Here is an 18435-nt window from a genome sequence, read left to right on the forward strand (position 1 = left end):
GTCGGATTGCAGTGTAGCACGAACTGACCGCGCGTGGAGGCGGCTGACTGGGAAGCTACCGGCTGGTGAGGCCTGGGCGCTACCGCTGGGCTCGGACGCGGTGAGCCACGCGGCGAGTTCCTGGCGGACGGGTTGTGCGGTCGCTTCACCGCGTCGTTGCGAGGCCGGTCGGGCGCTGTCTATTGAGCGCGCGCTCGATCGCCTGGCGCGTCGCTTCCGGGTAGTCGGTGATGATACCGTCGACGCCGAGTGCAGCCAGTTCCACGGCCCGATCCGGTGCATCGACGGTCCACACGTTGACGACCAGCCCAGCCAGATAGGCCGAAGCGACGACCGCCGCGCCGTGCTCGTCGAATCCCACGTCCATCGGGTGGAAGGCGTCATAGCCGCACTCGATCGTCGACCGGAGCTGTTCGGGCAGGGGTGCGAGCGGGATCGTGCACAGCCCGACGGGAAGTTCCGGGTCACGTGCCCGGACCGTATCCAGGACGGCGGTGTCGAACGAGGAGATCAGGAGACGCTCGCGGAGTTCGGGGCGTGCGCGGACGAGCGCGACCAGTCGCTCCGCGATAGCTTGCCCACGTCGCCGGTCGGCTGGATCCCAGGGGGCCGACTTCACCTCAGCGTCGATGCCGATGTGACTGGGTAGGGCGGCGATGACTTCCTCGAAAGACGGGATGCGCAGTCCCAAGCCGCGGAACGGATAGGTGACACCACGGTCGAGGGTGAAGGCGTAGCCAGCGTCCAGTCGCTGGAGCTCGGCGAGCGTGTGCTCGTGGACGAAGCCGCGGCCATCGGTCGTCCGCTCGAGCGTCGCGTCGTGGCAGACGACCAGGTGTCCGTCGCGGGTGATCCGGAGATCGAGCTCGACGAAATCGGCGCCCTGTTCGGCGGCGAGGACGAAGGCGGTCAGCGTGTTCTCCGGTACCAGCCCGGAAGCACCGCGGTGGGCGATGATCCACGGTCTGCGCGGCCAGCGGCGGAAGAACGGGTGGTGGACAACTCTGTTCATCGATCGGCTCCCTTCCTGCGTGCGGCGCGTTCCTCTCCATGAGTTTCGTTCGCAGAAGCTGGTCGTTCGTTGCCGATCCGTTACAGCGCGGTTGCGGCTGGGGTGTGGTCGTGTCGAATGCAACAGCCTCGCAACACGTCGCTCGGTGCAGGCGGGTATGACGGAAGCGGACGGTGGTCGAGGTGCCGTGAGGGAGAGGACGATGGTGCGGACGGTCGACGTTCTCGAGAGCGAGCGGCGGGCGAGTACGCGCGCCCGGCTAGGTACCCTGGCGCGTGTCGCGTTCCTCCGGCGAGCGTTCGGCGACTGGCCGCTCTTCGTCCTGTTCGTCGCACCCAACTTGCTCTTGCTCGCCGTCTTCACCTACTGGCCGCTCGTCTACAGCGGCTACCTGAGCTTCATGCAGTGGGACCTGATCAGTCCGGTGAAGGTCTTCGTCGGACTCGAGAACTATCGATTTCTCCTGACCGATCGCGAGTTCCACGAAGTCCTGCGCAATACCGTCGTGTTCACGGTCGGTACCGTCGGCGGCACGATGGCGCTCGGGCTGGTGTTCGCGCTGCTCCTTGACCAGCCGCTGCGCGGTATCGCGGTGGCGCGTGGCTTCGTCTTCGTGCCCTACGTGCTGAGCGGTGCGGCGGTCGCGGTCTTCTGGGTCAACATGCTCAACCCGCGCTTCGGTGTCGTCGGGCAGGTCGCGAGCTGGCTCGGGACCGTCTCACCGGACTGGCTGAACCATCCGCAGCTGGCGATGGTGGCGGTGATCCTCGTCTCCATCTGGAAGAACGTCGGTTTCGCGACGATCGTCTACCTGGCCGGACTGCAGCGGATCCCGCAGGAACTCTACGAAGCGGCGACGGTCGACGGCGCTGGCGCGCTCGCCCGGTTCCGGGCGGTGACGCTGCCGCAGCTCGGGCCGATCACGCTCTTTCTCGTCGTGGTCTCGACGATCGCCTCTTTCCAGGCTTTCGACCTCATCAAAGTACTGACCGACGGTGGCCCAGTGAACGCGACCACGACGCTGCTCTTCTCCATCTGGGAGCAGGGGTTCGTGGCCTTCGATGCGGGGCGCGCAGCGGCGGCCTCGGTGCTGCTCTTCGCGCTCCTCGCTGTCATCAGCCTCCTCCAGGTGCGTCTCGGGGAACGGAGGGTCTCCTATGACTAGGCGACGCGGTTGGCGCCGGGCGCTGGCGCGGCTCGGGCTGGCAGCGCTGGTGTGGCTCGTGGTGGTCGTCATGGCACTGCCGCTGTACTGGGTGGCGACCGGCGCCCTCAAGACGAACCGGGAGATCTACACCTTCCCGCCGGTCTGGATCCCACGCGATCCGCAGTGGAGCAACTTCGTGGCAGCGTGGGAGGCAGTGCCGTTCGGGCGCTTTTTCCTGAACAGTATCGTCACGACGCTCGGTGCCGTCACGATCGAACTCGTCTTCGCGCTCTTCTCGGCCTACGCGCTGGTGTTCGTGAAGGCGCGCGGGAAGGGCATCGTCTTCGCAGTCACGGTGGCAGCGCTGCTCGTTCCGCAAACGGTGACGCTGTTGCCGAACTATCTCACGATCGCCCGCCTGGGCTGGATCGATACCTACCAGGGACTGATCGTCCCCGTGGCGGCAGTGGCGTTCGGCGTCTTCCTGTTCCGGCAGCACTTCCTGACGCTCCCGCGTGACCTCCTCGACGCGGCACGGCTCGACGGGTGCGGGCACCTCGGGCTCTTACGCCATGTGGTCGTGCCGCTGTCGCGACCGGTGATCGTGACCTTCCTGGTGATCTACCTCGTCTCGCACTGGAACGACTTTCTCTGGCCCCTCGTGGCCACCAACCGGTTGGAGTGGCGCACTGTCCCCATCGGCGTGGCCTACCTCTACCAGGTCGAAGGTGTCCAGAACTGGGGCCCGATCCTGGCGGGCACGGTGATGGCGCTCGCTCCCATGTTGCTCGTCTACGTGGTCGCCCAGCGGTGGATCGTCAAGGGGATCGGAGGTGGCGCGCTGAAGGGATGAACGACGGTATCGAGGCTGGTCGGTGCATGGAGGAGGGATCGGATGACACGCAGTCTGACACGGCGGCAACTGGTCCTCGCGCTCGGTGGACTCTCGGGCATGGCGCTCCTCGCGGCCTGTGGGCAGAGCGAGCCGACGCCGACGGCAGCCCCAGCGACCGGGAGTTCGGCGGCCAGCCCGACTGCTGCGCCGGTGAGCGGGTCGACCGCGAGCCCGACGGCCCCAGCAGTCGTCCAGAACCCCGGCTCCAAGGTCAAAGTGGTCTACTGGGGTTCGTTCAGCGGGAATCTGGGCGAGGCTGAACAAGGGATGGTCAAGCGGTTCAACGAGTCCCAGAACGACGTCGAAGTCGAGTACCAGTACCAAGGAAACTACGAGGAGACAGCACAGAAACTGACTCAGGCTCTCGCCGCAGGCACGACACCGGACATCGTGCTGCTCTCGGACGTCTGGTGGTTCAAGTTCTACCTCAACGACGTCTTGCTTCCCTTGAACGAGCTCTTCGCCACGCACCAGATCGACACGAGTGACTACGTCGATCCGCTGATCGAAGAAGGGACCCGCAAGGGGGTCATCTACTGGGTGCCGTTCGCCCGGTCGACACCGCTCTTCTACTACAACAAGCAGGTCTGGCAAGAGGCTGGACTCCCGGACCGCGGCCCGGCGACGTGGGACGAGTTCGTCGAGTGGACTGCCAAGCTCGTCAAGAAAGAGAGTGGCAACACGACGCGCTATAGCTTTGCCCACCCGGGTGCGGCCTCGTACATCGCCTGGCTCTTCCAACCCGTCGTCTGGCAGTGGGGTGGACGGTACTCGGATCCGGACTTCACGATCCGGATTCATGAGGAACCAGCGGTCGAGGCTGGACGGTTCTACCTGTCGTCGGTGCGTGACGGCTGGGCGGTCAGTTCGAAGGATATCGTCGCGGACTTCGTCAATGGGGCTGCAGCGGCGATGATGGCGTCGACCGCGTCGCTCCGTGGCATCACCAACTCAGCGAGTTTCCCAGTGGGAACAGCGTTCCTGCCCGAAGGCCCGAACGGCTTCGGCTGCTGCACCGGGGGCGCAGGGCTCGCCATTCTCAAGAACAAGCCGAAGGAAGTCCAGGAAGCGGCCTTCAGGTACCTGGCGTTCGCGACGTCACCCGAGAACACGATGTGGTGGTCGCAGAACACCGGCTACATGCCGGTCCGCAAGTCGGCGATCGCCAGCCAGGAGATGCAGCAGTTCTACCAGCAGAATCCCAACTTCAAGACCGCGGTCGATCAGCTGCCGAAGACGCGGCAGCAGGACGCCGCGCGCGTCTGGATCCCGAACGGCGACCAGATCATCGGCAAGGGGCTGGAACGGGTGACGGTTCAGCAGGAAGACCCGGCGGCCGTCTTCGCCGAGGTTGCGCGAACACTCGAGCGCGAAGCGCGGCCGGTCGTCGAGCAGCTCGAGCGCCGCGAGGGCTGAGCGGCGCCCCGAACCGTGCCGGAGACCGCCCGAATGGAGCGCCGGCTCCTGCTCCGCTGCAGGGGCTGGCTGCTTCGTTCCGCACCAGCACGACAGCGGTGTAGCGAGGTGGCCCGCGCGCTGATCGATGCCCCGAACGAGCGCACCGCTCGGCGGGACGTCGATCGCCGCGCAGCGCGGTCGGGTGGCACAGCGGTCGTCGTCTCGCTCGCCTGTCTGGCCAGGCCCGACGAGCCTGGCAGGCACCGGGTGGGCGCAGCCTGCCGCTCTCGGAACTCAGCTCCAGACGATCTCGACGACCGTCCCGTCGGGGGCGCAGCGAGCCACACCGAGCCGGACCGGTCCGTGTCCGGCTGGGTCATGCCTCCGGTCGGCCACGAGCAGTGGCAGGACGATCCGAGCGTTGTCGATCAAGGGGAGCCGGGACAGCTCGGCGGTCGTGACCCAGTGGAAGGTGCCTTCGCGACCCGGCGGTGGCACCACTGGCTGCGGGAGTTCCCCGGTGAAGTAGAGGAGCAGCGTGAGCTCCGAGCTTCCCGGACGGTGCTGGAGGACGACTCGGCGGAGGACGAGCGGTGGCAAGGCATCGTCCGGGAGACCTGTTTCCTCGCCGGCTTCGCGACGAGCCGCAGCGGCCAGGCCAGCCAGCTCGTGCGGCTCGACCCGGCCGCCGATACCGGTCCACTGCCCGGGAAACCGGGTCCGGTCGCGACTCCGCTCGAGCAGGAGGCAGGAGTCGCCGGCGAAGAGAAAGGTCACCGTGAAAGCTGCCAGTGCATACGGGGCGGACATCGCCTAGGAAGTCGGTCCGGGCGGCAGGGTCGTATCCGGCTCGGCGAAGGGATCCCAGCGCAGCGCCTCGTCGACCGAATCGAACCAGGTGATCGCCGTGCCGTTCACGACCGCGATCACGGCATCGTCCTGGAAGAAGTACCGGAGATAGCCTGGCACGACCGCCCGGACACCCGGAGCCAGTCGCAGCAAGTCGATCAGCCCTGGTTCGTCCGGTGTGGCAACGAGCGTCTCGTCGCACGCCGAGTCCGCGTACGAGTTCGTCGCGAGATAGGCTAGGCCAGGGATCGGTGGCAAGGGCTCGCTATGGGTGACGATCCAGTACAGCGGTGGCTCGGTGAGCCATGCCAGATCCTCGTGCTCCGGGGTCCCGTCCCAAGTCTCGATCTCTCCAGCCATACTCCCCGTCCAGACACCCGACGGGCTGCTCACGCCTCGTGCCCGGAGCATATCACCCAGACCGGTGCTCGGGAAGGGGGAAAGTCGTACTCATCGGATAGGAATCCTGGGCAGCACCACTGGGCTGGCCAGGAGCCGCGATCGCCCGGCTGGTCAGGACGGTACCGGCGAGCGGACTCCCGTCACCCTTCCGGTTGGGTGCGCTCTTCCTCGCGCCGGAGCGCGTCGAGCGCCAGCTTGGCGAGCCCGCCAGCGATATGGACGTTGTGCTCGCTCGGCTCCTCACCGCGCAGGCGCTCGAGCACCGCAGCCTCCGGCGCGCGGAGCAGGTGCCGGACGGCAGCGGTCGACACGCCGAGAAAGCGCGCGATCTCGTCGGCCGACCAGTGGTGCTCCTCCGAGAGGACGACAGCGTAGGACGCTTCCATGAGACTGGGAAGCCAAGTGAGGCGCTTCAGCTCGACGAGCTGGCGGGGACCTCCCACGAGCTCGATCGCCTTGAGGAAGACGCGGAGCGCTCGCTGGTCGATATCGGGTGGCTGCGGTGTCACCTCGATCGGTGTCATTCCGCTTCCTCCTCTCCGGCCGTTGTCGATGATTTCCCGCGTGCGAGGTCGCTGAGTCGCGGCCCGATCCGCACCAGCCCTTCGGGAGTGATGTCGAGCAGGTGGGTCGCGGTATCGTGCCCGCTCATCCGGCAGCCGTCGATCCGGAACAGTCGCACCGTCTCGCCGATCGGTATCCGGTAGAGGCGGGCCTGCTGGGCTGTGAGCACCGGTTGCTTGGCCAGGACGAGCGAGCCGTCCAGGATGTGCCCGACCGCGAAGCCGCCGGCCGCCTCCGCGGTCAGGAGTTCGTGCCCGGACCGCTTCTGGGAGACGGCGAGTGCCGTCTGGTGCCACTTCTTGAGGAACGAATAGAGCGGGCGGACGATCTCGCGTGCCTGCATCTCGCGCGCCTCGTAGAAGCCGGTCAGCGAGTCGATGACGACCGCGCGTGCCCGGTAGGTGCGGATGGCGTAGGCGAGCGTGCTGAGCAGCGTTCCCAGGTCGTGGGCGAGGGTGGTGTGGGTGGCTGCGTCGACCAAGATAACCGCGCGATCGACGGCATCCAGCGGCACCCCCATCGCCCGAGCGCGCAGCTGCAGGCTGAGCGCGACGAAGGGGCCCGGTGCTTCGGTCGTGACGAAGACGCACGGTTCGCCGTGGCGGGCGCGCTCGACGGCGAACTGTTCGACCATGAGGCTCTTGCCGGTGTCGGAGACGCCGGTGACCTGCAGGACGGCGTAGCGCGGGATACCCCCGAGCGAGCGGCGAACGGGCTTGCCGTCCCGCCACTCGGTCACGAAGAAGAGCTCGTCGAGCCCCGGTACACCGGTCGGAACGCCTTCCAGCTTCGGTGTCTTCTCGGCGAGTTCGGCGAGCGGTGCGACGGCCTCGACGAGCGGCTCGTGCTCGCGCATGGCTCCTCCCTGTACCGGTACCGCTGCCAGGTAGCGGGTTTTCCCTCAGTAGCGCTCATTGTATCCGGCCGGCACGGGCAGGCAAACGCCAGCGACGAGGACGGGAATCGAGGAGAAGGGCGACGCGTGCGTTGCCCGCGTTTCCCTGCAGGGACGAGGCCTGCTGCGCCCGTCCGCGCCGAACGGCGCGGGAACGGGGGCGGTTGCCGGCCCTCCGGGCCGGCGGGTCAGGCACGCCTGACCCCTACAGGGACGACGCCTGTCAGGCGGTGTCGGGTGGGTGGCGTACGGTCGGCCGTTGACAGACCGTCACGCGTGATGGTCGTGAGGCCGTGGTGTGGAGGGCCCGCGCATGGCCCTGTCGGGGCGCAGCGTGCCGCGCCCGTGGGGTACCCCTCACCCCCGCCTCGCTGGCGCTCGGCAATCTGTCGGCGTCTCCCCTGTAGGGGCGAGGCGTGCGTCGCCCGTGGGACACCCCTCACCCCCGCCGCTGATGCGGCACCCCCTCTCCCGAACCGAGCGGGAGAGGGGGACGGGGGTGAGGAGTCACACGCGTGCCGCGTCCGTCTACGCAGGATTGTGTGGGAACGGGTGCGGTTTCCCGAGGCTAGTGGAACGGCTGGGTCACGCACGCGTGACCCCTACAGGGGTGGCGGTGGGCGATGCGGGCCGGTGGGCGACCGACGGCCACGCGCCCCGGTTTCGTAGGGGCGAGGCGTGCCTCGACCGCGGTTTCCTGGTAGGGGCGAGGCGTGCGTCGCCCGACCGCGCCGGAGGCGCGGGGAACGGTAGCGATGCCCGTGCCGCTCAGCCCCGCCAGGTCACGCACGCGCGACCCCTCCAGCGGTCGTGCACCTGCAGCGGCCGAACCGGCCCCGTCCACTGGGTCGTCGTGGGTGTCCGTTCGACAGTGGAGGTCCAGGCGTGTCTCCCCAGCCACCGCCCGGCTCGTCCGTCCCGTTCGTTCGCCTTGCAGGTGTACGTACACTGTGCTACGCTGAGCCTGGACGTACACTCGGAGCAGCAGCGCGGGAGGAGGGCGGCGATGGCGACGCGGTGGGCGGAGTCGCTGGCAGTCGAGTTTCCGTTCCGGTCACCGCCACCGACGGTGCGACTGGTGCGGAGCGAATCGGCGGAACATCCCTTCGCGCTCACCATCGCCGCTGCCTGGTCGTGTTACGGGGCTCGGCCCGCCTCGGTCGAGCGGGTGCTGGACCTGTTCGCTGGCAACGGCGACGCCGCTCGTGCTGCCCGCCGAGAGCGGGCGGCAGCGCTCTACCCGGACCTCTTCGCGGCCGGGCATCACACGACCTTCCAGCACGCGCACTTCGTCTTCGTGCTCGACGGCGTCTCGCGCCTAGCGATCTGGTCGTTCTTCCACCATCACCCGTTCTACAACTCGGAACAAGTCTCCCAGCGCTACCGTGAGGTGACCGGTGCGACGATGGTGACGCCGGACCTTCCCGAACCGCTGGCTGCACTGTACCGGGCAGCGGTGGAGCGGGCATTGGCCGGCTATCGCCGGTTGGTGGAACTCCTGACCCCCGATATCGCCGCGCGGTACGCGGCCGTCTTCCCCGGGCGGGCGCGGAGCCAGCGGCCCGACGTGCAGCAACGCGTCCAGACGGCGGTCCAGCGCCGGGCCCAGGAGGTGGCTCGCTACGTCCTGCCGCTGGCCACCCCAGCGCACCTCTACCACACCGTCAACGCGCTCACGCTGCTCCGCTATTACGCGCTCGCCAACCAGCTCGACGTCCCGCGCGAGGTGCGCTACGTCGTCAACCGGATGGTCGAAGAGGTGCTGGCGGTCGATCCCAACTTTCTCGGTGCGCCGGGGCATCCGCTCGACCCGCAGGTGCTGGCGCTCGAGGACACGCTCGAGTACCGGGCGTTGCGGGCATTCAGCGAGGCGGTGGAGCGCGCGGCCAGCGAGGCGTTCTTCCGCGAGTTCGACGCGGCGCTCGGGCCCTACCATTCGCGACTCGTAGCCTACACGCCCGATGCCGAGCGGGTGCTGGCTGACGCGGTGCGCACCGTGCTCGGGCGCGCGCGCAGCGAGCTCGACGACGACACGGCGATCGCGCTGGTGCTCGACCCGGCACGCAACCACTACCTGGGGCACCCGCTGTACCTGGCGATGCACTCCAAGCTGATGCAGACGCTCAACCACGTCTCCTTCACGTTCCAGAAGCGGATCAGCGGGGCGGAGGATGCGCAGAACCAGCGGCATCGCGGCACGTTGAGTTCCGGGCCGGTCCTCCTGGCCCACTTGCGCGAGGAGCCGGACGTGATCGTGCCGGAGGACATCGCGCGCGTCCCGGCAGCGCTGGACGAGTACTGGGCGACGATCCGGGTGCTGTGGGAGACGAAGAACCGGTTGCTCGACGCAGGTGTGGCGCCGGAGTCTGCGCTCTATCTCCTCCCGAATGCGCACCACGTCCGGTTCTACGAGTCGGGCACGCTCCTCACCTACTTCTGGAAGTGGGTCAAGCGACTCTGCTTCGACGCGCAGCGGGAGATCTGGGAGACGGCCCGGCAGGAGACCGAGCAGGTGCGAGCGGTGTTGCCGCGGATCGGCCGCTACGTGGCGCAACCGCCTTGCGTCCTGCGCGACCAGGCTGGACTGCACCCGCCCTGTCCGGAAGGGGAACGCTACTGCGGCGTGCCGGTCTGGCGCGGTTACGACCCGGCGACGCTCCGGGAGCGGCGGGTGCTGTAGCGAACCGAGAGGGGAAACCGACACCAACGGTTGCGGATCGTGTGTCCGCGTGTGCAACGGCTGTTCCGGTTCGGTTGGCTCGCGATCGGTGAGGGGTGGAGTAACGGGAGTTCGCTGTCCAGCTCAGGGCAGATGCGATCCGTCTCCTGTCTGTCGCTTCGGTTTCACCGGTGCTCTGTCGTAGGCACCTTGGGGTGTGTAGCGCCAGAAGTTCAGTCGACATGCCGGATCCTTCGTGCGCAGTCCTCGGCTGGTATCCAGCGCGGCGTCCAGGCCGTGCCTGGAACATGCCGCGAGCACGGCATCCAGAATGGCGAAGCGCAGGAGTGTTCGCTTCGATATCTGTGAGGCTGGATCGCTCTCGGTTGCCAAGGGCAGCCTGATCTGCCCCCGCTGTTCCTGCCGCCAGTCTCGAAAGGTCGACCACTGCTCGTACGCGAACGTTGCCAGTCCAGCGAGGAGGTCGGCGAGCATCGAGATCGGCGTGTCAGCCGACGAGACAGGTCTGAGCTCGGCGATACGCAGGAGGGTTACTGGCTCGAGCAGTTGCCCTGGCCGCTGCCGATGCCAGCCAGCGATACCGAGGCGAAGCATGCGGTGAAGGGCTTGCCAGTCGATCCCGTCCTGCTGGTCCGGATAGATCGCCCAGCACGCTTCGGCCGGCCAGCGTTGGGTCAGGACGACCTTGCAGATATGGTACAGCAGTCGCTGCAGGTTGTTGAGATCGTCGCGTCGTGGCACTTTGTGGCGGGAATCCTCGATATCCCAGATCAGCACATCGACACGAAGCTGGTCCTGAGCGATCAGGCGGAGAGCCGTGCGGAGGAGGTCGCGAGCTTCATCGCGATCCTGGCCACGATCGATTTGTGACGACTTCAGTTCACTAGTAACCCCGTGTTTCGTGAGAATGTTCTGGATCATTCGCTCTATATTTGGCTGGTGCTGCGCTCCCAGTGTGACGAGCCCGATTGCCCGGTAACGGCCGGTATTGCAATGCGCCTTATCGGCGAAGGCTAGGTGCGTAGTGCTCGTCAGCGATGAATGCATGAAGGGATGCCCCTCGCCCCATCATCAGAATGGCAGGTCCAAGTCGAAGGAATGATCTCGGCCTGCAAGGTCGTCCCACAGGACAGTAAGTCTGCGTGGTGGCTCGGCTCCCATGAAGAGGTAAAATCGCAAGAGCGTTTCCGCCCCCGGTTCCAGCTCGCCAGGAATACGCGAAGTTATCATCATTGACCCGACAACCTGCAGGGGCTTGACATCCTGACCGTCCAGGAGTAGGCGCAGGTTCTCGGCCTTCGCCTTGCCAGCGTTGTGCAGCTCGATGCGATAGGGGTCGCCTCGCCGGGACAACCCGGAAACTTCCGGATACTCGACGAGCTTCGCCTGCACGAATGCCCGTCGCTGCAGGGCGCGTTCGTGCCGGTAGCGCAATGCCGTGATCGTTGTCGCGGCGGCAGTCATGAACGCAGCGACCAATTCGAAAACGTTCATGCGGTACCTCCTCGTTGAGACCGTCTGCGATGGCCGGTTGCCTTGCAATGTGTACGTACACTCCCTCCCCGAGTCTACCGGATAATCTGTGCCACTGTCAACAAGACGCCCAACATGTGCGCTGCTGATCTGCTGCCGTGTGCTCCACACGCGCGCCTACCCCGCGCTCGAGCAAGCTGTGTAGCGGGAACCCGCTTCACTGTTGTGTCTAGTACGGAAGGGCTAGCTTCGATCGGAAACGAGCTGAGGCGGCACATTGCGTGCGGATGTAGTGCTCCGAATGGCCAACGATCAGTCACGTGCGCTGCTGGAACGGCAGAAACCCGCTGCGTGGACAGGGTTCCTTCCGACCTCGCGCCCGTGCCGGATCCGGTTTATCCTATCTCTACTACCGATAGGTCCTGTTCTGTGGTGTCCTACAAGGCTGCAGCGATGGTGGGGTAGGGCGGACGATGGCCAAGACGCTCGCTGAACTGTGTATCCCGCGTGAATGGGTGTTCGATCCGAGCGTTCGTGACACGGTCCATGACATCGACGAGCTGGACCAACTCGACCCGGAGCGCTTCTTCGCTGAGAACTATGTGACTGAGGGGATGCGGCAACTGCTCAGCGAGGCCTTCAAGCGTCTGGAGGGGCGGACCGAGAACGCCTCCGGTATCTTCCTGCTCTCGCAGTCCATGGGTGGTGGCAAGACGCATAACCTGCTGGCACTCGGGCTCCTCGCCAAGTATCCCAAGTGGCGCGAGCCGGTCATGGGCTCCTTCTATCGACCAGGACCGCTGGGGTCGGTCCGGGTGGTTGCCTTCAGCGGACGGAAGACGAATACCCCTACGGTATCTGGGGCGAGATCGCTGAACGACTGAACCGGCGGGAGGTGTTGCGCGACTTCTACAGCCCGCTCCGGGCACCGGGTGTGGAAAACTGGGTCGAACTCTTGCGGGGTGATCCGGTTCTCCTGCTCCTCGACGAGTTGCCGCCCTATTTCCAGGCTGCGCGAGCGATTCAAGTCGGGCAAACGACGCTCGACCACCTGACTACCGTCGCTCTCGCCAATCTCCTGGTCGCCGTCGCGAGCGGGAAACTCCCGAACGTCTGTGTCGTCCTGACCGACCTGCGTGCCCAGGCCTACGAGGCGGGGAGCACGGCAATCTCGGAGGCGCTCCGCAATCTGGAGCTGGAAGCGAACCGCACCGCAACGCGGATCGATCCCGTTCGCTTGAACACGGCCGAGTTGTACGCGATCCTGAGGCAACGACTCTTCAAGGCACTTCCCGCGGATGCGGAGATCAGCGAGGTGGCAGACGCCTACGCCCAGGCACTGGAGCAGGCGCGCGTGCTCGACTTGACGGCGTTCCCGCCACACGCCGTGCGGAGCGAGATCCTGTCTTCGTACCCCTTCCATCCGGGGATCCGCGACCTTTCGCCCGCTTTCGCGAGAACCCGGGCTTTCAGCAAACACGCGCGCTGATTCGCATCATGCGGATTGTCGTCGCGCAGTTGTGGTCGGCGGGCGCCGCGCGGTACAAGTTTCTGATCGGGGCTCATGACGTCGACCTCAGCCGCTCGGACATGATCAGTGAGATCCGGCAGATCAATGCCGCACTCGAGAACGCGATCGCCCACGACATTGTCGATGAGCGGGGTGGCGCGGTTGCCCAACAGATCGACGCTGAACTCGGTGGGAGCAGTGCTCGCGATGCGGCAACGTTGATCTTCCTCTCCTCGTTGTCGCTGGCGGTCAATCCAGTCCTCGGGTTAGATCGGTCGGAGATCTTCGGCTATCTGGCCGAACCGGGCCGTGACCTTACGCAGGTGCGAGAGGCTCTGGATCGTCTCCAGCAGCGTGCCTGGTATCTCCACCCGACGGCAGCTGGGAAGCTGCTCTTCAAGAACGTCGAGAACCTGAACGCGAAACTCGAAAGTTACGCGAGCGGGCTACGCGACGAACGCGAACTCGAGCTCCGGGACCGCCTCCGCGAGATGTTCGCGCCGAAGGTCGGCAACTGTTATCAGGTCGTGGAACCGTTGCCAGCGCTCGATCAGATTCAGCTGAGCCCGGAACGGGTGACGTTGATCGTCTTCCGACCACTGCCGACAGCTCTGGACGAGGTACGACGCTGGTGGGAAAACCAGCAATACAAGAACCGCGTCCTCTTCCTCACGGGAACGCCCTCCGGTTACGAGCGCGTGATCGAGCGCGCGGCTTATCTCCGCGCCATCCGGCAGATCCTGCAGGAGTTCAAGCAGCAGAACCTTCCGGAGACCGATCCGCAGTTCATCGAGGCGCGCAAGATCGCCGAGCGCGAGGAGAGCGCGTTCTACCTGGCTTGCCGCGAAACCTTTCAGATCCTCTACTACCCGTACCGGACCGGGCTCGTTCAGGTCGAGCTCGACCCGCGGTACGTCGCGAACCGTTACGAGGGAGAACAGCAAATCGTGGAAGCCCTCAAGGCGGTCGGAAAGTTCCGTGAGGACACTGGCCCGGACTCGGTGGGGTTCCGGCAGCTCCTCGAGAGCCGCCTGTGGCCGGAGGGGCAAAGGAAGTGCTCTGGTCGGAAATCAAGCGGCGAGCGGCAACTGACGCCGGCTGGGTGCTCCATCACCCGCGGGCGCTCGACCACCTCAAGGACGCGCTCGTCCAGCGAGACATCTGGCGCGATATCGGCGGGGGTACATCCAGCGCGGGCCATTCCCGAAGCCGAAAACGTCGGTACAGGTCCAACGTCTCTTCCGCGACCACAACACCGGCGAAGCCAACCTCCGCATCCAACCCTTGCACGGAGACACGATCTACTATAGTTTCGACGGCCCTCCCACCACGCAATCGGCGAAGCTCGAGGGTAACCAGCTCACGACCCGAGCGTTGCGCATCTGGTTCCTCGCCGTCGACTCGCGAGGGAGCACGAGACCGGCGAGCCGGTGTGCTGGACGAACGACCTGGAGGTCAAGTATCGCTTCTACCAGCAGGGTGAGCAGCGGATGTGCGAACTCCGCGCTATCCCCGAAGGGGAGATCCGGTACACGCTCGACGGTTCCAGCCCTGAACGCAGTGGGATCCGCTATGAGGGGCCGTTTCCGGTCCCGTCGAAGACACGGACGATCCTGGCGCAAGCCGTCGCCGACGGGCTGCGGTCTCCTGTCCTCCAGATCGATGTGCCGATCGACCCGATTGGACCGACCGTCGATCCGCGCAAGCCAGCGCTCTGGCGGCGTCGTCACAAGCTGGACGACACGGGGACACCTATCGCTTCCTCGAGTCGATCGAGCGGCACGGGGCGCGCTTGCGCGGTATCACTGCGATCGTTGCCCGGGAACAGCGCTGGGTCCAGCTGAGCGCTGACCCGCAGACCGAGTTCACCGCGTCCCAGATACGGGAGATGTTGGAAGCGTTGCGCCAGTATGTCCCGAGCGGGCTGGTCACGCTGGATGCCGAGCAGGTCTGGACCGAGACGGGACAACAGCTGCTCGATCTCGTCGCCGACTTACGGACCGAGCTCCGGCCGGAGGAGGTCCAGCAGTGACGCGCCGACGACAGATCTACGATTTCGGCTTCGATCCGAGCCAGGGCGGTCATCACTTCGAGCTGAGCGACGATGGCCAGTTCGTGACCCTCGTCGAATGGTTTGCCTGGAACGGCACGGAACCGGGGGACGACGAGAAGTTGCTCCCTGCTCCGGAACCGAAGGTGCATCTGGACCGCTATCGCTGGTCGCGGATCGCGGCTGCGGTGGCCGATGAGTTCAATGCTCGTCTCCGGCGAGCTGGACTGCGCCCGGCTACCTGGAAGGCGCGGACGCTGCTCGCACCGCACTTCGGGAAAGAGCTGGCCCTGTTGATGTGGGCGGTCGAGGACGTCGACCCGTCGCTCATCCCCAATGTCATCGTGAACTGGCGGGGCTTCGCCCCGGAGGAGCGCTGGTGGCTCTACACGACGATCAACGCGACGGCCGGGCACCCGGAGCACGGGAAAGACCGCGGCTGGCGCAAGGCGATCCGGATCGCACTCGCCGAAAACCCGACCGAGGGGACGCCGTCCTCGGCGCTGCGCGAGCTGGCACCGCTGCTCGAGGCGCAGGAGCGCCGGAGTCGCCGGGAGCGGCGGCGCCCCGAACAGCCGCGCCTGCCGCTCGGTGAATCGTGACGGCTGAGGAGGGGACGGATGCAAGCAAGGGAAGGACCGAACGCTGCTCCACACCCGGCAACCGAGACGGTGCGAGCCCAGGGCGATGCGCCTGCGTTCATCGAAGTGCAGTTTCCGGTCAGCAAGCTCTCCAAGGAGTGTTACAAGGAGCGCAAGGCTGTTGTTGGCCAGACGCTTACGGCACTCGGCAAGTGGTGGGGGCGCAAGCCGCTCGTCCTGGTGCGGGCCATCCTGCTCGGACTGCTGATGCCGGCCACGGACGATCCAGCCGCTGACCGCGAGGCCTTCCTCGCCGCACTGACGATGGACGACGACGGGATGCTCCGCCGGTTCACCGGTCAAGCGAGCCCTGCCGACCTCGCTCCGTTCTGTACCCCGCGCGAGCGCGCCGAGTACTTCGTGAGCGAGAACGGGAAGCTGAGCTGGCGGCCCGGGCTCTCGGCGGCCGACCGCCAGCACCTCAAGCGGCGGGCCTTCCTCCGCATGGGCTACGACGACCGCCTGCGCTTCTGTCTCCGGCCGGAGGAGATCGATGGGCCGAGCGAGGCAGCCTGGGAGCGGATCAACCGGCACCTGGGCACGACCGCGCGGAGCCTGCCCGACCTCGTCCGCCAGCTGGGTGCACGACGCTTCGGGCACGTGCCGCGGGTCGGTGATGCCTTCTGCGGTGGCGGCAGCATCCCGTTCGAGGCGGCCCGGCTCGGCTGCGAGGCCTACGCCTCGGACTTGAACCCGGTCGCGGTGCTGCTCACCTGGGGCGCGCTGGCGCTCACCGGCGGCGGGCCGGAGGTCGTCGAGCGCGTCACGGCGGCCCAGCGCCGCGTCTTCGAGGACGTGCGGCGGCAGGTCGAGGCCTGGGGGATCGAGCGGAACGAGGAGGGCTGGGTCGCCGATGCCTACCTGTACTGCCATGAGGTGCGCGACCCGCTGACCGGCTGGTGGGTACCGCTGGCGCCGACCTGGGTGATCTCGAAGAAGCGGCGGGTGGTGGCGAAACTGGTGCCCGATCCGGCAACCAAGCGGTTCGCCATCGAGATCCACGAAGGAGTGAGCGAGGCCGAACTCCGCCGGGCCGAGGAGGACGGAACCTGGGCCAGCGGCGTGCGCTGTCCGGTCGACCGTGACGGGAACTGGCTGCCGCCGGCCCAGCGGCAGGTGACGAGCGCCGAGCAACTCCGCGGCCGGACCGGCCTGCGGCCGTGGGAGAACGACGACCTGGTACCGCGTCCGGACGACGTCTTCCAGGAGCGACTCTACTGCATCCGCTGGATCGATCCCGAGACGGGCGAACGGTTCTACCGGGCGCCGACCGCGGCCGACCTGGCCCGGGAGCAGCGGGTGCTGGAACTCTTGCGCGCGCGCTTCGCCGAGTGGCAGGACAAGGGCTACCTGCCGAGCGCCCGAATCGAACCAGGAGACAAGACCGAGGAACCGATCCGGACGCGTGGCTGGACGCACTGGCACCACCTGTTCAACCCCCGGCAGCTCTTGCTGCACGGCCTCTTGGCCGAGCGCGCGGCCCAGGAAGCCGGGCTGGAGGCGGCAGCGCTCCTCTTGATGCTCGGAAGGGTAGCAGACTGGAATAGTCGTTTATCTCTATGGGAACCAAGTCAAGAGGGCGTCAAAAATACCTTTTATAATCAAGCTCTAAATGTTCCCGTCAATTATGGGACACGGGCACTGTCATCATTATCTACAACATTCTGTATAAACATCAATGCATCAACGGTGCAAGGAAGCTGGAAAGTTGAGCCTATCGATGCGCGCGCCGTGGACTGGGAGGCCGATCTCTGGATCACCGATCCCGGGTATGGCGACAACGTAAACTACCACGAACTCTCCGAGTTCTTCCTGGCCTGGTACGAGAAGCGGCTTCCCCAGCTCTTCCCCGGCTGGTACGCCGAGAGCAAGCGAGCGCTCGCGGTGAAGGGCGAGGGGAGACGTTCCGCCTGGCGCTCGCGGAGTGCTACCGGAACCTGGCGCGCCGCATGCCGGACGACGGCTACCAGGTGGTCCTGTTCGTCCACCAGGATCCGGAGATGTGGGTCGACCTCACCCTCGTGCTGTGGGCAGCGGGCCTCCAGGTCACTGCCGCCTGGACGGTGCTGACCGAGACCACGAGCGGGATCCGCTCCGGCAACTACGTCCAGGGGACGGTGCTCCTCGTCCTGCGGAAGCGTCAGGGCGACCGCCGTGGGGAACTGGTCGACCTGTACCCGGAGATTCGAGCCGAGGTCGAGCGCCAGCTGGAGACGATGCTCGCGCTCGACCCGAAGGAGGACCCGAACTTCGGCGACGCCGACTACCAGCTCGCCGCCTACGCGGCTGCCCTGCGCGTCCTGACGAGCTACAGCGCGATCGCTGATATCGACGTCGAGCGCGAGTTGCGGCGTCCCCGGAGCCCGGGCGAGGTCACACCGATCGGCCGGATCATCGAGCAGGCCGTACGGATCGCGACCGACTACCTGGTGCCCGATGGACTCGAGCGGACCGTCTGGCGGCAACTCGGCCCGGAGGAGAGGCTGTACCTCAAGGGGATCGAGATCGAAGCCCACGGCGAGGCACGCGAAGGGGTCTACCAGGAGTTCGCCCGGACCTACGGCGCGCGGGAGTTCCGTTCGCTGCTCGCGAGCCGGTCTGCCAACCGCGCGCGTCTCAAGACACCGTCGGAGTTCGCCAACCGTGAGCTGCGCCCGATCGGGCAGAGCGGGTTCGGTGGGACGCTCCTCCGCCATGTGCTGTTCGCGATCTACCGGACGGCGAGCGACCCCGAACAGGACCCGCGTCCAGCGCGCCAGTACCTCCGGCAGGAGGTGCCCGACTACTGGCAGGCGCGGCAGACGATCGTCGCGCTCCTGCAGTATCTCGGTACCAAACCGATGGGCCTGGCGCACTGGCAGCCCGACGTGCAGGCGGCGCGACGGCTACGGGCTGTCGTGGAAGCGGATACCCTCTAAC

Annotated in this window: 19 protein-coding genes; 12 read left to right on the forward strand and 7 right to left on the reverse strand. The window is 66.5% G+C overall.

Going from position 1 to position 18435, the window contains the following annotated elements; all coding sequences use genetic code 11:
- Positions 1–145 precede the first annotated feature (145 nt).
- Positions 146–1012 (reverse strand): glycerophosphodiester phosphodiesterase, encoded by an 867-nt coding sequence (locus tag OO015_RS12270; protein ID WP_265941557.1) that lies wholly within the window; start codon positions 1010–1012, stop codon positions 146–148.
- Between the two features lie 202 nt (positions 1013–1214).
- On the opposite strand from OO015_RS12270, the gene OO015_RS12275 reads away from it, so the two are divergent.
- From OO015_RS12275 to OO015_RS12285, 3 genes are read left to right on the forward strand one after another with little or no spacing between them, the layout of a single operon-like run.
- Positions 1215–2177, forward strand: a complete 963-nt coding sequence (locus tag OO015_RS12275) for a carbohydrate ABC transporter permease (protein WP_265941558.1) — start codon at positions 1215–1217, stop codon at positions 2175–2177.
- Complete coding sequence (locus tag OO015_RS12280; RefSeq protein WP_265941559.1) at positions 2170–3012, forward strand: carbohydrate ABC transporter permease; 843 nt, start codon at positions 2170–2172, stop codon at positions 3010–3012. The genes OO015_RS12275 and OO015_RS12280 overlap by 8 nt, the downstream gene beginning before the upstream one ends.
- A gap of 42 nt (positions 3013–3054) precedes the next feature.
- Complete coding sequence (locus tag OO015_RS12285; RefSeq protein WP_265941560.1) at positions 3055–4470, forward strand: extracellular solute-binding protein; 1416 nt, start codon at positions 3055–3057, stop codon at positions 4468–4470.
- Positions 4471–4746: 276 nt separating this feature from the next.
- Here the strand turns inward: OO015_RS12285 and OO015_RS12290 are convergent, their stop codons facing one another.
- The 4 genes from OO015_RS12290 to OO015_RS12305 all read right to left on the reverse strand — a co-directional run bounded on the left by OO015_RS12290 (position 4747) and on the right by OO015_RS12305 (position 7123).
- Positions 4747–5262 carry an NUDIX domain-containing protein gene (locus OO015_RS12290; protein ID WP_265941561.1) on the reverse strand — a complete coding sequence of 172 codons (516 nt, stop codon included), beginning with the start codon at positions 5260–5262 and terminating at the stop codon, positions 4747–4749.
- 3 nt (positions 5263–5265) lie between these two features.
- Positions 5266–5661, reverse strand: coding sequence for a hypothetical protein (locus OO015_RS12295; RefSeq protein WP_265941562.1), 396 nt, complete (start codon positions 5659–5661; stop codon positions 5266–5268).
- Positions 5662–5843: 182 nt separating this feature from the next.
- Positions 5844–6227 (reverse strand): regulator, encoded by a 384-nt coding sequence (locus tag OO015_RS12300; RefSeq protein ID WP_265941563.1) that lies wholly within the window; start codon positions 6225–6227, stop codon positions 5844–5846.
- On the reverse strand, positions 6224–7123 hold the full coding sequence (locus OO015_RS12305) for a KaiC domain-containing protein (RefSeq protein WP_265941564.1): 900 nt from the start codon (positions 7121–7123) through the stop codon (positions 6224–6226). Before OO015_RS12305 ends, OO015_RS12300 begins: the two co-directional genes overlap by 4 nt.
- 1045 nt (positions 7124–8168) lie before the next feature.
- Between OO015_RS12305 and OO015_RS12310 the strand changes: the two genes are divergently transcribed.
- Positions 8169–9842 carry an FAD-dependent thymidylate synthase gene (locus tag OO015_RS12310; RefSeq protein WP_265941565.1) on the forward strand — a complete coding sequence of 558 codons (1674 nt, stop codon included), beginning with the start codon at positions 8169–8171 and terminating at the stop codon, positions 9840–9842.
- Positions 9843–9965: 123 nt separating this feature from the next.
- Here the strand turns inward: OO015_RS12310 and OO015_RS12315 are convergent, their stop codons facing one another.
- Positions 9966–10889: a hypothetical protein gene (locus OO015_RS12315; RefSeq protein WP_265941566.1), complete on the reverse strand. Its 924-nt coding sequence runs from the start codon at positions 10887–10889 to the stop codon at positions 9966–9968.
- A gap of 24 nt (positions 10890–10913) precedes the next feature.
- Positions 10914–11336, reverse strand: a complete 423-nt coding sequence (locus tag OO015_RS12320) for a hypothetical protein (RefSeq protein ID WP_265941567.1) — start codon at positions 11334–11336, stop codon at positions 10914–10916.
- A gap of 452 nt (positions 11337–11788) precedes the next feature.
- Here OO015_RS12320 and OO015_RS12325 point away from each other — a divergent pair, with 452 nt between their 5' ends.
- The 8 genes from OO015_RS12325 to OO015_RS12360 all read left to right on the forward strand — a co-directional run bounded on the left by OO015_RS12325 (position 11789) and on the right by OO015_RS12360 (position 18434).
- Positions 11789–12199, forward strand: a complete 411-nt coding sequence (locus OO015_RS12325) for a hypothetical protein (RefSeq protein ID WP_265941568.1) — start codon at positions 11789–11791, stop codon at positions 12197–12199.
- A 14-nt stretch (positions 12200–12213) separates the two neighbouring features.
- Entirely contained in the window at positions 12214–12804 is a 591-nt protein-coding gene (locus tag OO015_RS12330; RefSeq protein WP_265941569.1) for a DUF499 domain-containing protein, read from the forward strand.
- An 8-nt stretch (positions 12805–12812) separates the two neighbouring features.
- Entirely contained in the window at positions 12813–14135 is a 1323-nt protein-coding gene (locus OO015_RS12335; protein WP_265941570.1) for a hypothetical protein, read from the forward strand.
- 120 nt (positions 14136–14255) lie between these two features.
- The gene (locus OO015_RS12340) at positions 14256–14669 is read left to right on the forward strand and encodes an FN3 associated domain-containing protein (protein WP_265941571.1); all 414 of its coding nucleotides are present in this window, start codon (positions 14256–14258) and stop codon (positions 14667–14669) included.
- Complete coding sequence (locus OO015_RS12345; protein WP_265941572.1) at positions 14618–14857, forward strand: hypothetical protein; 240 nt, start codon at positions 14618–14620, stop codon at positions 14855–14857. Before OO015_RS12340 ends, OO015_RS12345 begins: the two co-directional genes overlap by 52 nt.
- Positions 14854–15477, forward strand: a complete 624-nt coding sequence (locus tag OO015_RS12350; protein WP_265941573.1) for a DUF3780 domain-containing protein — start codon at positions 14854–14856, stop codon at positions 15475–15477. Before OO015_RS12345 ends, OO015_RS12350 begins: the two co-directional genes overlap by 4 nt.
- 18 nt (positions 15478–15495) lie before the next feature.
- Positions 15496–17586 carry a DUF1156 domain-containing protein gene (locus tag OO015_RS12355; RefSeq protein WP_265941574.1) on the forward strand — a complete coding sequence of 697 codons (2091 nt, stop codon included), beginning with the start codon at positions 15496–15498 and terminating at the stop codon, positions 17584–17586.
- On the forward strand, positions 17517–18434 hold the full coding sequence (locus OO015_RS12360; protein ID WP_265941575.1) for a hypothetical protein: 918 nt from the start codon (positions 17517–17519) through the stop codon (positions 18432–18434). Before OO015_RS12355 ends, OO015_RS12360 begins: the two co-directional genes overlap by 70 nt.
- Position 18435 lies beyond the last annotated feature (1 nt).

This window comes from Thermomicrobium sp. 4228-Ro (genome assembly GCF_026241205.1).
Taxonomy (GTDB): domain Bacteria; phylum Chloroflexota; class Chloroflexia; order Thermomicrobiales; family Thermomicrobiaceae; genus Thermomicrobium.